Origin of the sequence: Pseudomonas sp. C27(2019), from assembly GCF_008807395.1 — a bacterium.
GTDB lineage: Bacteria > Pseudomonadota > Gammaproteobacteria > Pseudomonadales > Pseudomonadaceae > Denitrificimonas.
Genome location: NZ_CP043320.1, coordinates 2432277 through 2447001, shown reverse-complemented (window position 1 = coordinate 2447001; position 14725 = coordinate 2432277). Strand labels below are relative to the sequence as shown.

Annotated in this window: 16 protein-coding genes; 11 read left to right on the top strand and 5 right to left on the bottom strand. The window is 49.1% G+C overall.

The features are described 5' to 3' along the window. Positions 1–80: 80 nt before the first annotated feature. From FXF61_RS11200 to FXF61_RS11190, 3 genes are all read right to left on the bottom strand, one after another. Entirely contained in the window at positions 81–821 is a 741-nt protein-coding gene (locus FXF61_RS11200) for a LytTR family DNA-binding domain-containing protein (RefSeq protein WP_151185347.1), read from the bottom strand. Beyond that, on the bottom strand, positions 802–1890 hold the full coding sequence (locus tag FXF61_RS11195; protein WP_151186089.1) for a sensor histidine kinase: 1089 nt from the start codon (positions 1888–1890) through the stop codon (positions 802–804). The genes FXF61_RS11200 and FXF61_RS11195 overlap by 20 nt, the downstream gene beginning before the upstream one ends. A 79-nt stretch (positions 1891–1969) precedes the next feature. Beyond that, positions 1970–2470 (bottom strand): GspH/FimT family pseudopilin, encoded by a 501-nt coding sequence (locus tag FXF61_RS11190; protein WP_151185346.1) that lies wholly within the window; start codon positions 2468–2470, stop codon positions 1970–1972. A 156-nt stretch (positions 2471–2626) separates the two neighbouring features. Here FXF61_RS11190 and trxC point away from each other — a divergent pair, with 156 nt between their 5' ends. The 5 genes from trxC (at position 2627) to FXF61_RS11165 (ending at position 8204) form a co-directional block, all read left to right on the top strand. Then, positions 2627–3067 (top strand): thioredoxin TrxC, encoded by a 441-nt coding sequence (gene trxC, locus FXF61_RS11185; protein ID WP_151185345.1) that lies wholly within the window; start codon positions 2627–2629, stop codon positions 3065–3067. Positions 3068–3140: 73 nt separating this feature from the next. Beyond that, a complete protein-coding gene (gene argH / locus FXF61_RS11180; protein WP_151185344.1) occupies positions 3141–4535 on the top strand; it encodes an argininosuccinate lyase in 1395 nt (464 codons plus the stop codon). A gap of 47 nt (positions 4536–4582) precedes the next feature. Then, the gene (locus FXF61_RS11175) at positions 4583–5059 is read left to right on the top strand and encodes a hypothetical protein (RefSeq protein WP_151185343.1); all 477 of its coding nucleotides are present in this window, start codon (positions 4583–4585) and stop codon (positions 5057–5059) included. A 57-nt stretch (positions 5060–5116) separates the two neighbouring features. Continuing rightward, positions 5117–5353, top strand: a complete 237-nt coding sequence (locus FXF61_RS11170) for a TIGR02647 family protein (protein ID WP_151185342.1) — start codon at positions 5117–5119, stop codon at positions 5351–5353. Between the two features lie 16 nt (positions 5354–5369). Continuing rightward, complete coding sequence (locus FXF61_RS11165; protein ID WP_151185341.1) at positions 5370–8204, top strand: class I adenylate cyclase; 2835 nt, start codon at positions 5370–5372, stop codon at positions 8202–8204. Between the two features lie 50 nt (positions 8205–8254). On the opposite strand, the gene rnk is transcribed toward FXF61_RS11165, so the two are convergent. Together rnk and cyaY are read right to left on the bottom strand one after the other, a co-directional pair. Further along, positions 8255–8662: a nucleoside diphosphate kinase regulator gene (gene rnk, locus FXF61_RS11160; RefSeq protein ID WP_151185340.1), complete on the bottom strand. Its 408-nt coding sequence runs from the start codon at positions 8660–8662 to the stop codon at positions 8255–8257. A 173-nt stretch (positions 8663–8835) separates the two neighbouring features. Continuing rightward, a complete protein-coding gene (cyaY, locus tag FXF61_RS11155; protein WP_151185339.1) occupies positions 8836–9168 on the bottom strand; it encodes an iron donor protein CyaY in 333 nt (110 codons plus the stop codon). Between the two features lie 179 nt (positions 9169–9347). Between cyaY and FXF61_RS11150 the strand changes: the two genes are divergently transcribed. Genes FXF61_RS11150 through FXF61_RS11125 form a run of 6 tightly spaced genes read left to right on the top strand, consistent with a single transcriptional unit; the run spans position 9348 to position 13889 of the window. Then, complete coding sequence (locus tag FXF61_RS11150; RefSeq protein WP_151185338.1) at positions 9348–9488, top strand: lipoprotein; 141 nt, start codon at positions 9348–9350, stop codon at positions 9486–9488. Between the two features lie 11 nt (positions 9489–9499). Further along, positions 9500–10750, top strand: a complete 1251-nt coding sequence (gene lysA / locus FXF61_RS11145; protein WP_151185337.1) for a diaminopimelate decarboxylase — start codon at positions 9500–9502, stop codon at positions 10748–10750. A gap of 1 nt (position 10751) precedes the next feature. Then, positions 10752–11585: a diaminopimelate epimerase gene (locus FXF61_RS11140; protein WP_151185336.1), complete on the top strand. Its 834-nt coding sequence runs from the start codon at positions 10752–10754 to the stop codon at positions 11583–11585. Further along, a complete protein-coding gene (locus FXF61_RS11135; protein ID WP_151185335.1) occupies positions 11582–12277 on the top strand; it encodes a DUF484 family protein in 696 nt (231 codons plus the stop codon). The genes FXF61_RS11140 and FXF61_RS11135 overlap by 4 nt, the downstream gene beginning before the upstream one ends. A gap of 23 nt (positions 12278–12300) precedes the next feature. Next, complete coding sequence (xerC, locus tag FXF61_RS11130) at positions 12301–13194, top strand: tyrosine recombinase XerC (protein WP_151185334.1); 894 nt, start codon at positions 12301–12303, stop codon at positions 13192–13194. Beyond that, positions 13191–13889: an HAD family hydrolase gene (locus FXF61_RS11125; protein WP_151185333.1), complete on the top strand. Its 699-nt coding sequence runs from the start codon at positions 13191–13193 to the stop codon at positions 13887–13889. The genes xerC and FXF61_RS11125 overlap by 4 nt, the downstream gene beginning before the upstream one ends. Positions 13890–14725: the final 836 nt, after the last annotated feature.

Genomic DNA, 14725 nt, shown 5'->3' with positions numbered 1-14725 from the left:
TGATAGGTGTAGATGGTATGGATGATAACAGGCGCAGCGCAGGCTTGCCTCATGTGCAGGGTCAAGTTTTGTCCTGAAAGTTAGAGTTTATCCATCAGTTTGCGTACCGCGGTAACATGGCGACGGCTAACAGTGAGTGGTTCTGGTGCATCGCGCAGATACAATTGGTAATAACCATTGGTGTTTCGCTGCAGTCGTTCAATGTGGGTGCGGCTGACTAAGGCGTTGCGGTGAATACGTACAAAGCGATCGCTAAACTCATCTTCGAGGGATTTAAGCGACTCATCAAGCAAGGTTTCGCCATGCAGATGGCGCAAAGTGACATATTTATTATCTGCGACACAATGAATCACTTGCTCTAGCGGAATCAGCTCAATCCCTTTATGGCTGCGTGCGCTAAGGTGCGTGCGCGCTTGATTAATTGCGCTCGGCGCACGCGATAAGGCTGCCAGTTGCACGCGGTTAAGGCGCTGCGCTTTTTCTAAAGCCGCTTGTAATTGTTCGCTGCGTATCGGCTTGACTAAATAACCAACAGCGCTGACGGCAAAGGCTTGCAGGGCGCAATCATCGTGTGCTGTGCAAAAAATAACAGCCGGAGCATCGCTGTATTCACAGAGCTGTGCGGCAACTTGCAAACCGTCTAAGCCTGGCATGCCAATATCAAGGAGAACAATGTCGGGTTTGAAGCGGTCTACCAATTGCAGCGTTTCGTGGCCATTTTCTGCGCAAGGTTGCAGTACTGTGCAGCCCGGAATCTGTTTGACCAGTCGAGTTAAGCGTTCGCGAGCTAAAGGCTCATCATCAGCGATTAAGATCTTCATCTTGTTTGTGCGCCTCTGCTGAGGGTCTAGAGCAGGGATAGCTCAGACATGTAGTGTAGCGATCAAGTTGTTGTTGGATAGATAAACGTGCTGTGGGGCCAAATAATGCCTTTAAGCGTGCTTCAATATTATTAAGCGCTAAGCGTGTGCCGCGCGGGTTGCTCATGCTTTCACCGGGCATAAAGGGGTTGCTTACTTGCAGTTTCAATACACCCTGAGAGTGCTGTGCCATTATCTCAATCGTACCGCCTTGAATACTGGGCTGAATCCCGTAAATCACAGCATTTTCTAACAAAGGCTGCAAGGTTAAATGCGGTATGGGTAAATCATCGGGCACTGAGTCAACATTCCACTTCACATGTAGACGCTTGCCGAGGCGGTATTGTTCAATTGAGAGGTATTGTTTTGCCAATGCCAGTTCATCTTGCCAAGTCGATAGCGCATCTGGCTTGGTCAGGCTGGCGCGAAATAAATCAGATAAATCGAGTACTGCATTTTCAGCTTTATCTGGGTTGGAGCTGATTAAGCTGGCAATGCTGTTGAGGCTGTTAAATAAAAAATGTGGGTGGATACGTGCCTGTAGGGCTTGCAAGCGCGCTTGTAATTCGGCCTGTTGCTGCAGGCGCCATTGGCCTTGCAGATAAAAATAGCGCAACAGTAGCGCGCACATGATCAAGCTGATTAATGCGTGGCGAATATAGAGATTGCTACGCGCCTCTGCGGATAGGTCTTGCGCAAGGTAAAAATGTTCGGCAATAGCGGTACACAGCAAGGTCAAAGACAACACCAGCGCGCAGACAATCAGTACCGCAACGCTTGCTGATAAACGGGCTAAATAGGGGCGGGCGCGACACAACGCGGCGGCCGATAATAAAACAATCCATTGCACAAATAATGAAGTGAGCGCTAAGCGCATCCAGTCAAAACCGGACAGCATAGGCTCTGCTAAAACCAAGACTAAAACCAATAATTCAGCCAATAAAATTAAGCCCAGCAAGGCCTCTGCTTGGCAGAGCTCTGGGATGAAAAAATCATCTGTAGTTTTGCTGGTGTTATTGGCTCTAGTCATACCTGCAGTGTTACCTGTTGCTGTCGTATGCGGCAAGTGTTGTTGCGCATAAATCAGTAATTTGTGAGCCAGTTGCACATCAGCTGCAGCGCGCGATTTGTTCTGCATTTTCTGTGCTGCTGGCGCTGCGTAAGCGGCCTTGGCGGTTAAGAATCAATTGCCAGCTGATTTCTTGTTTATGGCAGCTATAAAAGCGCCCGTTGCCGGTGGGGCTGATGCCATTGCTGTGAAACTGAATCTTTGCCTGAAAACCGCTCCATTGTAAGCGGCGACGGTCTGTTTTTAGTTGAGTCACCGCAATTGGCTGCAGCTGATTGACTTCACGTAACAACCAGCCTTGTGACCAATCCTTATTACAGGAGCGCCCATCATGTGTACCGCACAGTTCAACGCGTACACGGTGAGTTACGGCATGAGTACGCGCATGATTGACGGCGCGGGCAATCTGATTGTATAGCGCTTGCTGTTGATTGCGCTCTAAAAAATCTTGAAAAGCGGGTAGCGCAACCTGCGCTAAAATCGCTAGCAAGGCCAGTACAATACACATTTCTACTAAGGTAAAGGCGCGTTGATCGTTCATAAGCGGACAGCCTCCGTGCTGTGTGGTATTCAATCCTTGAATACTTCACGTTGTAGCCTAAGAAACATGTGCTGGCAAATTGCGCTGTTAGACGCTACAGCTAAATAATTAATATTTAGGTAAAGTATTGCTGTGTTGAATTAAGAGGCTATGAAAATGACTGAATTGATTGTTGTACCTTGCGCGCATTGCGCGACCTTAAACCGTATACCGAGCGATAAGCGTCAAGCGCAGCCGCAATGTGGCGCGTGCAAGCAAAAAATCTTTATCGCTGAAGCATTTGATTTGAGCCAAGCCACGTTCGCCAAGCAAAGTAAAGGTGATGTGCCTTTGTTGGTGGATGTTTGGGCCAGCTGGTGTGGACCCTGCCGTCAGTTTGCACCGACCTTTAGTCAGGCCGCAGAGCAGTTAACTACAGCCTGTCGTTTTGGCAAATTGGACAGTGAGGCACACCCAGCCCTTTCAGGCGAGCTGGGTATTCGTTCGATACCAAGTTTATTACTGTTTCGTAACGGTAAGGAAGTCGCTCGGCAAAGCGGGGCCTTGCCATTGTCACAACTCTTAAGTTGGCTCAAACAATATGGCATACATAATTAAGGATGGAGCGGCATAAGCGTGCATCATCCTGCTATTATGTGCGCATCTTTTATTGTTTAGTTGGGCAGGTTCAATGAGCAACGAGAAAACCAATCAGTCGTGGGGCGGCCGTTTTAGTGAGCCGGTTGATGCTTTTGTCGCGCGTTTTACCGCTTCGGTGGATTTTGATCAGCGTCTGTACCGGCATGACATCATGGGCTCGATTGCCCACGCCACGATGTTGGCTAAAGTCGGCGTATTAACTGCGCAAGAGCGCGATACTGTGGTCGCAGGCTTGCAGGCGATTGAACAGGAAATCGAAAGTGGTCAGTTCGTCTGGAGCACAGCGCTGGAAGATGTGCACATGAACATCGAAGCGCGCCTGACTGAGCAGGTGGGTATTGTCGGTAAAAAACTGCATACAGGCCGCAGTCGTAATGACCAAGTGGCGACTGATATTCGCTTGTGGTTGCGTGACGAAATTGACTTGATTTTGTCTGAGCTGACACGCTTGCAAGAGGGTTTGTTAGGTTTAGCACAAGAGCATGCTGAAACCATTATGCCGGGTTTTACCCACTTGCAAACCGCGCAGCCAGTGACTTTCGGTCATCATATGTTGGCGTGGTTTGAAATGCTCTCGCGTGACTATGAGCGCCTTGTTGATTGCCGCAAACGTACCAACCGTATGCCACTGGGCAGTGCCGCATTAGCCGGTACTACCTACCCGATTGACCGCCAAATGACCTGTGAACTGCTGGGTTTTGAAGCCATTTCCGGCAACTCATTGGATGGCGTCTCGGATCGTGATTTTGCCATTGAATTTTGTGCGGCAGCCAGTATTGCGATGATGCACTTATCGCGCTTTTCTGAAGAATTGGTGTTGTGGACCTCGGCGCAGTTCCAATTTATTGATCTGCCAGATCGTTTCTGCACCGGCAGCTCAATTATGCCGCAAAAGAAAAATCCAGATGTGCCAGAGTTGGTGCGCGGCAAAAGTGGTCGTGTGTTTGGTGCATTAATGGGCTTGTTAACCTTGATGAAAGGCCAGCCATTGGCCTACAACAAAGATAACCAAGAAGATAAAGAACCCTTGTTTGATGCGGCCGATACCTTGCGTGACAGTTTGCGTGCGTTTGCCGATATGGTGCCAGCAATCAAGCCTAAAGCTGAAATGATGCGTGAAGCAGCTTTACGTGGCTTTTCAACCGCAACAGATCTTGCTGACTACTTAGTGGGTAAAGGCTTACCTTTCCGTGATTGCCACGAGATTGTTGGTCTTGCGGTACGCTATGGCGTAGAAAACGGTAAAGATTTAGCACAAATGAGCCTGAACGAATTACAGCAGTTCAGTACAGAAATCACTGATGATGTGTTTGAAGTGCTGACCCTAGAAGGGTCAGTCAATGCGCGTAACCATATTGGTGGTACTGCGCCGGCACAAGTCCGCGCTGCTGTGCAGCGTGGTCGTGAATTATTAAGTCATCGCTAAGTACAGACTGTCTGTGACTTGGCTGATAAAGGGTTTAGGAGGTTAGCGTGACGGAGAAACCGAGAGATTTGCGTTTTCAGGTATCGGCAGACCGCACTTCAGCCAGTCGCAGGGTGCGTTATGTCGAAACCAATAAAGGCGACGTTGATGATTGCGCATTATGCCAGCTTGAAGAGGGTGCTGTGCCGGTGAGTGCGAGCGCTGAGCCAGAGCCCATAGATGCTGTGCAAGAGCAAGACGCAGCACCCTCACCAAGTGAAGATGAGGATGCAGAGGGCCAGTTTGTTGAAGAAGAATTGATCCAAGCGATTGAAAACCAACTGTCAGCCCAGCAGCCTGCAGCAGCGCAAGCAGTGTTCAATAAGCTGACTTTAGTCGGGCATACACGTGACGAAATTGTGCAGATGATGGCGCAAGTATTGGCGTGGCAGATAAGCGAAATGTTAGCGGCTGAGCAGCCTTTCGATATGGTTGCTTATGAGCGTGCATTGCGTGCGCTACCGCAGTTGCCGGAAACGTTTTAAAGCGTGCGGCAGCAGCACATAAGTTTGTTCTTACCTAATGAATCACCGGAGTAGATTATGTCTTGGACCCCTGAGATTGTCGCGGAACTGGAAGTCTTATGTTTATACAATTTAGACAGCACCCAAGAGGGTATTAAGGTGCGCAGCAGTGCGGGTGCGGAACGAGTGGCGGCGGCACAGCGCTTGTTTGAAAAAGGCTTGATCAGTCAAAATGACGGTGGTTACCTCACCAGTCTTGGTCTTGAAACAGCAGCGCACGCACATGCGGTATTAACTGTTTTAACCGTCGACTAGAGCGGTTGCTGAGGTCATGGTTGATATACGCTTAGTGATTGATGACGGGATTGATCGAAAAGATCTGACCCGTTTGCGTAAGCGTTTTCTATCCATCAATCATGACCGCTTACAGCGTGCAAATTTAATACTCTCTTCTCGCCAACAGTTGGTGCTGCGCTTGCTGCCCTTACTGTTGCATGTCAATCATCCGTTATTGCCTGGTTATGTTTCTGGGGTTACTCCTGCGGGTTTAAGTGGTTATGAGCCCAGTGCTGACTTGGTCCAAGAGGCGCAAGCCTTTGCCCGCTCTTTTACCTATAAAGCCGCACGCGGTTACCGCACTGAGCAACCCTTACATGCGCTTTTTTTGATGGGCAGTATAGGTTCTGTTGCTTATGCAGAAGACAGTGATATGGACTTTTGGCTGTGTCATAGCGCCGACTTAAGCGTAGCTCAGCTGCAAGAGTTGCGTAGGAAATGCGACTTGCTGCAAGCCTGGGCTGCAACCTTAGGGGCAAAAATCTATCTGTTTTTAATTGAGCCAAAGCAGTTTGCGAGTGGGCAAGACAATGAGCGGCAGCTGACTTTAGATGACTGCGGCACAACCCAACACTACTTATTATTAGATGAGTTTTACCGCACTGCGCTGTGGCTTGCTGGGCGGATACCGATATGGTGGTTGGTGCCGGTGTATGAAGAGCATCGCTATGATGAGTACTGCGCTATTTTGTTAGCCAAGCGTTTTGTGCGCAGTGATGAAGTGTTGGATTTAGGCTGTTTGGCGCACATTCCGGCTAGCGAATTTGTTGGTGCCGGTATGTGGCAGTTACACAAAGGCATTGATTCACCGTACAAGTCTTTGCTGAAACTGCTGCTGATTGAAGTGTATGCCTCAGAGCACCCGCAGGTGCACTGTTTAAGTTTGAGTTATAAGCAAGCGGTTTATGCCAATCAACTTGATGTCGATGAGCTTGATGCGTATGTATTGCTCTACCGGCGCTTGGAAGCATACTTGCTTGAGCGTAACGAACTAGAGCGTTTAGAGCTAGTACGGCGCTGTTTTTATTTGAAAGTCGGTAAGCGCCTAACGCAAAGCCGCTTGCTACGTGCAAAAAGCTGGCAGCGTCTGATCTTAGAACGTCTGACAGCAGAGTGGCGCTGGAACGAAACCCTACTCGGCCACTTAGATCGCCGTAATCAGTGGAAGATCGCCCAAGCCCAACAAGAGCGTCGTTTGCTGGTTAATGAGCTGATGTACAGCTACCGTTTTTTAAGCCAGTTTACCCAGAACATGCAAGCTGAACAGGTGGTCAATCCCCGTGATCTTGCAGTGCTAGGGCGTCGCTTGTATGCCGCATTTGAGCGCAAAGCCGGCAAAGTTGAATACCTTAACCCTGGTATTGCGCCTGACTTGTCCGAAGATACTTTAACCCTAGTGCAATGCAGTAATAGCGAATCTGAACACGCCTATTGGGGGCTGTTTAACGGTAGCCTAGCGGGGCAGGAATGGCAGGATCATGCGCCGCTTAAACGCGCTAAAGAATTACTTGCCGTGCTGGCCTGGGCACATTTAAATGGTGTCATTGATGAGGCGACTAGGCTTAGCTTAGTGATTCAAGACAGTGCATTAACTGAGCTTGAGTTGCAGGGTATTTTAAGAACGCTGCGGCGTGCTTTGCCATTACCCTTCGCAGCGGTTACCGAGGCAGCGCTTTTAGCCAGTAGCTATCCGACCACTGTTGTATTGCTGGTGAATGTCGGTATTGATCCGCTGCCGCAGCACAGTCAGGCCAATGTGCACATGGCCAGTGAACAGATTGATGCTTTGGGGTTTTCGGGCCTGCGAGAGAATCTTGTCTTAAGTATTGACCAAGTTGTTTTAAACAGTTGGAACGAGCTGATTGTCAGTCGCTTCAGTGGTGATAACGCACTGCTGCAATGTTTAAGCAGCGTGCTCAATGATTGTTCAGCGCACAGCGATGACGTGCAGGTTCATGTCGGCTGCTTCTGTCAAAATCGAGCAGTGTCGATTGTAAAACGCGTTGAGCAGGTGGTGACTCAGGCGTTTGCTAATATTCAGCAAAACCATGAGAGTCGCTATGTATTACAAATCGAGCAACAGTTGCACGTGCTCGAGTGGCGTGCTGGACGTGCCGGTTTTATGTCATTTGCTGATGTGGCTGAATTGCAGGAATACTTGTCACACGAACAGGCGCAGTATGTACGCTGGCGCGTGGATGAGTTTGCTTTGCAGGGGCATGTTCTGAAGTTTATTTTGCCGGTCGGTCGTATGGATGCTGTGCAGGTTTTCTACCGAGTGCATGGTGCGCAAGCGCATATTTATGTGCTCGATGAGCGCAATGGCTTTTGGCAGCACACACAAGATTTTATCGATCAGCAAACATTGCTTATGCCGCTACAGCGGTTTTTAAGCTCATTGCTGTATCGACAAACAACAACTGAATCTTTTGACGAGCAGCAGGCTTATTCCACTGCGCTGCAAGTAAATTATCACCGTATTTATCCTGATGGTCAGGATAACCCGCAGCGTATTGAGCGCTGCACGCTAGTTGAGTATGAGCGCGAGCATACCTTTTACGCAGTGCAGGTGATTTACGAAGAAGATGGCAGTTTGACCCTGTATTGCAATCATCAAGAGTTTTCTGAGTTGGAGTATGGCGCACAACTTTACCAGTATGTGGCACGTTATATTCTTGGGATGCGGCGCACTGAACAGCGCTACCCCTGCTATATAACGGATATAGATTTGTCAAAAGTGCAGTCAGGCAGTCATGTGCAAACCATGCATTTTTTGCAGCGTAAAACAGTTTTAGAAAAACGTCTTAATGAGGCTTTGCAGGCACTGTGATTTGACCTTCAGCGCAGCATGGTAAGCATGCTGCGCTACAAGAACGCTTATTATAGGGTGTATTGCTGTGCTGCCTCAGGCTGGAACTCAACACGTTTGAGCGTCAACTTTAAAATTTTGCCTTTAGGTGTTTGCCAATCAATGCTTTGGCCAACGCTCAAGCCCAAGAGTGCTGTGCCAATGGGCGCTAAAATGGATACGTTACCTTCGATGCCCGCTTGCTGCGGGTAGACTAAAGTCAGTTGGTACTCAGTATTGCTGTTTTCTTCATAAAAATGCGCCTTAGAATTCATGGTGACGATGTCATCGGCAATTTCCGTATGGCCAACAAAATTCGCCCGAGCCAGCTCTGCTTCTAAGGCTTCGGCGGCTGCGTCATAGTTGTCTAGATGCTCAAGCATATGCTCTAGGCGCTGCATATCTAGACGAGTGACAGTGATCGCGGGTTTGCTGCTCATGGTATCTGTGATGCTCCTAGGGCTTAAAGTTTCAATTAAAAAACACAAAACCCCGCCGAATGACGAGGTTTTAGGTGCTGTTTATTCTTTACTGCACGTTCATGCAACGTATCACAGCCATCTAAATATGCAAGCGCTGCAATACTAAAGAAACAAGCAAGCTGAACAGTCAGTTACAAGCTGCTTAAATCGAAGCTGTGCTGAGTGTGCGTCAGGAATATCTCGCTTAGCATTTGCGTTAAGGTTTGTTGCGTGCTGGCACAGAACCATTGCGCTTGCTCACTATCATAATCGAAATGAAAGCCGCCGCTGCGATCGGCTAACCATAATTGTTTCAGTGGCTCTTGACGGCTGAGAATCACTTGATGCTGATTTTCAAAGGTCAAGGTCAAAATGCCTGCACTGCTTTCAATATCAATGTCGATATCGTTCGCGTCAATAATGTCTTCGAGATTTCTCTGGGTGGTATCAACAAGGTCATGAAACTGGCTTTCGGTCAGGCTCATTACGAGCTCCTTTATATTTAAATGGCAAAACAAGGCGTGTTTAGCAAACAAATAGCATAGATAGGCAATAATACGTCTTTTTCATGACTATCCTAGCGTTGTCAGCCGATCTGCGCATAGGCAAGATTATGAGGGGTCGGTATACTCAATGCATTAATGGTTTTTACGAAGGATTTATTATGAAGCGTATTGTGCTTCCATTTGTTGTATTGGCAGTGATGTTAATGGGTTTAACCGCCTGCGGCCAAAAGGGCCCTCTGTATGATCCGGATGATGAGAAAGCTGCGCACGAGCACCGTAAAGACCGTTACGAACTTTAATAGGAGCTAGCATGCAAGCGTTTACTTATCAAAAGGGTGAGCTGCACGCAGAAAATGTTGCGTTATCCAGCATTGCTGAACAGTTTGGCACACCAACGTATGTTTATTCACGAGCGCACATTGAGGCGCAATACCGCAGCTATACTGATGCTTTGCAAGGCGTTGAGCATTTAGTCTGTTTTGCGGTAAAAGCCAACTCAAATATTGCGGTACTTAATATTCTGGCGCGTTTAGGCGCAGGCTTTGACATTGTTTCGATTGGCGAGCTCGAGCGAGTGCTGGCAGCCGGTGGCTTACCTGAGCGCGTGGTGTTTTCTGGTGTGGGCAAAACCCGCGACGAAATGCAGCGCGCCTTAGAAGTGGGTGTGCACTGTTTTAATGTCGAGTCAGTCGATGAACTGGAGCGACTGCAAGAGGTTGCCGCGCATTTGGGTGTTATTGCGCCAGTCTCTTTGCGCGTCAATCCAGATGTGGATGCCGGTACCCACCCGTATATTTCGACAGGTTTAAAAGATAATAAGTTTGGTATTGATATCAATATTGCTGAGTCGGTTTACCTGCGTGCAGCGGTTCTCAGCAATATTTCTATCAAAGGGGTGGATTGTCACATTGGTTCGCAGTTGACCACCCTTGAGCCATTTTTAGACGCACTCGATCGTGTCTTGTTGTTGGTTGATCGTTTAGCTAGGCATGGCATTACTATCCGTCACTTAGATTTGGGCGGTGGTTTAGGTGTGCGCTATCAAGATGAAGAGCCACCTCGTGCGGGCGAATATATGGCTGCAGTGCGCGAGCGCGTAGCTGGGCGTGATTTGGCCTTAGTGTTTGAGCCCGGTCGCTACATTGTCGCCAACGCTGGCGTGTTACTGACCCGAGTTGAATACCTCAAGCATACTGAGCATAAAGATTTCGCTATTGTTGATGCAGCAATGAATGATTTGCTACGACCAGCGTTGTATCAAGCATGGATGGATGTGTTGGCTGTTAAACCACGCACAGGCATGCCACGCAGCTATGACGTTGTCGGTCCTGTATGTGAAACCGGTGATTTTCTTGCCAAAGAGCGCGACCTGACCTTAGCCGAAGGCGATTTGTTAACCGTATGCTCAGCCGGTGCCTATGGGTTTGTTATGAGTTCAAATTACAATAGCCGTGGCCGCGCAGCTGAGGTGGTGGTTGATGGCGAGCAGGCTTATTTGGTACGTCGACGTGAAACAATAGCAGAGCTATACGCCCACGAAAGCCTACTGCCGGAGTCATAGTATGCTGCTGCGTTTTAGCAAAATGCACGGCTTAGGTATTGACTTGATGGTTATCGACTTAATCAGTCAGTACGCCTATATCCAGCCGCAGCATATGCGTACTTGGGGTGATCGCCGCTCTGGTGTTGGTTTTCAGCGCTTGGCTTTAATTGAGGTGCCACAACACCCAGATGTTGATTTCAGTTGCCGCGTGTTTGATAGCGATGGTGTAGAAGTAGACTGGTTAGCCAGCGACTTGTGCTGCGTGGCCCGCTTGGTTGCTGATAAGCGGTTAATTTCCAAAGCGCAGATGCGTGTCGAAGTGCGTCATGCTGTGTTAGACGTGCAAGTGCATGCGGATGGTTCGGTGACTGTTGCGCTTGAGCGGCCTGATATCTTGCATGAACGTATTGCTTTGCCGCTGAGCTTTATTAAGCAATACGAGCATGCGTCATGGTTACTTGATAGTAGTTTTTTGCTAATGACAGCCAGTTGTTTGCATGCTGTATTGCGCGTAGCAGATGTGACACAGGTGCCAATGGCTGAGTTGCTTGCGCACTTAGATGAGCATGCGAGTTTGCCACTGGGCACTATAGTTAGCGTTGTGCACGTGCAAGATAGAAATACTTTAAGCGTGCTGATGTGGCAGCTGGGGGCTGATCTTATTGATAGCTTCAGCCCTAGTCTCTGCACAGTGACGATGCTTGCAATGCAGCAAAAATGGGTCGAACGACAGGCGCACATTGAGTTAGCCAGTGGCAAGGCTAGAGCACACTTAGAGTGGCAGGAAAATGCTACTCAGGTGCATCTTACTGGCTCAGCAACCCGCATTTATGAAGGGCAGATTCGCTTATGAGTAATCCGCAGCAACCCGCATCAATAACAGAAGAGCAGGTGGTGGCTTATTTAAAGAGTCACCCTGAGTTTTTTATTGGCCAGGAAGATTTGCTTGTGCAGATGCGGATTCCGCATGCACGTGGCAGCTCAGTCTCTCTTGTTGAGCGTCAGATGATGGTATTACGTGATCGTAATACGGATATGCATAATCGCTTAGCGCACTTAATGGATGTTGCGCGTGACAATGATCGCCTCTTTGAAAAAGTCAGACGCTTAGTGCTAGAAATACTCGATGCGCAGTCGTTAGATGAATTGGTGGGCGTGGTCGATGATAGTTTGCGCCATTCCTTTAAAGTACCTTTTTCGGCTCTGATCGTATTCAGTGATAAACCAATCAATGTAGGGCGCAGTACCAGCCTAAAAGCTGCTCAGCAGCAAATCAGTGGTGTGCTAGTTGGCGGTAAGGCCTTTTGCGGTGTGTTGCGCCCTAAGCAGCTCGAGTTCTTATTTGGTGATGAGAACGCTGTGCAGATCAAGTCAGCTGCTGTGGTTGCTTTGGATTATCAAGGCATACAAGGCGTGCTAGCGGTGGGCAGCAATGACCAGCAGTACTACAGCAGCTCTATAGACACGTTATTTTTAACCTACCTTGCTGACGTGCTCGCGCGAGTCTTAGCGCCGATGCTAGCGTCATTGCAATCGGTTAAATAAGTACCTGTTATGCGAGGCGCTCTATGCATGTTCAGTTCGCTGCTTTTATCGAGTACCTAGAGACTGAGCGGCAAGTATCCGTGCACACTTTAAGTGCCTATCGCAGTGACTTGGCTAAAGTTTTAGAGTTTGCTAAGCGCCAACAACTAGACAGCTGGAAGGATCTGCAGGTGGCGCATGTGCGCCAATTGGTTGCCGAGTTGCATGCAGGTGGCCTCGTCGGACGCAGCATTGCCCGCTTATTGTCAGCGCTGCGAGGGCTCTATGCATATTTAGTGCGAGAGGGTGTGTGTCAGCACGATCCAGCAGCAGGTATTCGCCCACCCAAAGGCGCGCGAAAGCTACCTAAGGTGCTGGATGTCGATCGCGCCCAACAGTTGCTCGACAGCCCGATTGCCGATGATTTTGCAGCCTGTCGTGATCACGCTATTTTAGAGCTGTTTTATTCATCGGGCTTACGCTTATCTGAATTGGTGGGTTTAAATCTAGCCGATATCGATCTTCAGCAAGGCTTGGTTTTGGTCCTCGGTAAGGGTAATAAACAGCGCATGCTGCCGGTGGGTAGCAAGGCTATTGCTGCGCTGCAGCAGTGGCTGGCTGTTCGTGGGCAAGTGCAGACTCAGGATCAGGCCTTATTTATTGGTGTGCGTGGGCGGCGTATGAGTCCACAATTGGTGCGCGAACGCGTACGCCAAGCGGGTGCACGCGAGCTGGGTCAGCATCTACACCCGCATATGCTCAGGCACTCTTTCGCCAGCCATGTGCTGGAATCATCCCATGATTTACGAGCAGTACAAGAGCTGCTTGGACATGCTGATATCAGTACCACGCAGATCTATACCCATCTTGATTTTCAACATTTGGCGCAGGTGTATGATCAAGCGCACCCGCGAGCGAGGCGCAAACTAAAAGAATGAGTATTCGTTTAATTACTTTTGATTTAGATGACACATTATGGTCAGTGCAGCCGGTGATTATCGCTGCAGATAATGCTTTGCGTACTTGGTTGGCGCAGTATGCACCACGTTTAGAGGCGCTGACGCCAGAGCGTTTGCAGCAGTTACGGGGCGAGGTGGTGCAGCGGCAGCCTGAATTGGATCGGCGTGTCAGTGAGTTGCGGTATCAGGTGCTGTTACGGGCATTATTGCAATCAGGCTATGCTCAGCGTGAGGCACAAGAGCTTGCTGAGCAGGCATTTCAGGTGTTCCTAGCGGCGCGGCAAAATGTTGAGTTGTTTGCTGATGTGTTGCCTACTTTAGAGCATTTGCGTCATCGCTACATGTTAGCGGCGCTGAGTAATGGTAATGCTGATGTGCGCCGAGTGGGTCTTGGTGCATATTTTTCCTTTGCTCTAAATGCTGACATGTTGGGTGTGGCTAAACCTGAACCTCAGGTGTTTTTGGCTGCGCTGGCACGGGCGCAGGTGAGTCCGACACATAGCATCCATATTGGTGATCACCCACAGGATGATATTTTTGGTGCGCAGCAGGTGGGTATGCGTACGATTTGGTTTAATCCAGAGCAAAAAATCTGGACCGGTGAGCGTGAGCCAGATGCACAGGTGAGTCGGATTTCGCAGCTGCCTGATGTGATTAAGCGGTTTAGCGAGTGAGTTTGTTTTTTGTTTTGTAAAAGAGCGCGTGAAAATGCGTGCGTGGGCGTGCCTCGCTAGTGTCGCTTTTCCCTCAATGAGGCTTCCTGCCTCAATTCGGGCGCTACGCCATCCATGGCTACGCTTGCCGCGTCACCAGCGAGGCACTTCTGAGCATTGGTGTGCTTTGCATATTTTGCGTAAGGCTTTGTTTTGTATGATTGCTTGATTTGATTGTGTAAGTTGGTGAGCTGTTTGAGCGATAGCAAAATCAGTGTGTGGGCGTGCCTCGCTAGTGCCGCTTTTCCCTCAAAAGGTCATCCTGACCTTATTCGGGCGCTACGCCATCCATGGCTACGCTTGCCGCGTCACCAGCGAGGCACTTCTGAGCATTGGTGTGCTTTGTATATTTTGCGTAAGGCTCAGTTTTGTATGATTGCTTGATTTGATTGTGTAAGTTGGTGAGTTGTTTGAGCGATAGCGAAATACGTGCGTGGGCGTGCCTCGCTAGTGTCGCTTTTCCCTCAATGAGGCTTCCTGCCTCAATTCGGGCGCTACGCCATCCATGGCTGCGCTTGCCGCGTCACTAGCGAGGCACTTCTGAGCATTGGTGTGCTTTGCATGTTGTGCATGGGTCTCTGTTTTGTGTGGTTGTTTGTGATTAAACAGAGTACTTGGCTGTGCTTAGTTGGGGTTGAGATTCACGCGAATGTTGCTTGTCGAACCTTGCGCGATCGTGCTGGCGACACAGATGATTAACAAGTGCTGCATTGTAGCTGTGACGAGCGAAGCCAGGGATGGCGCAGCGCCGGCGTTGAACCCCGGATGGGTTCATCGACGGAACAACAGCTATAATG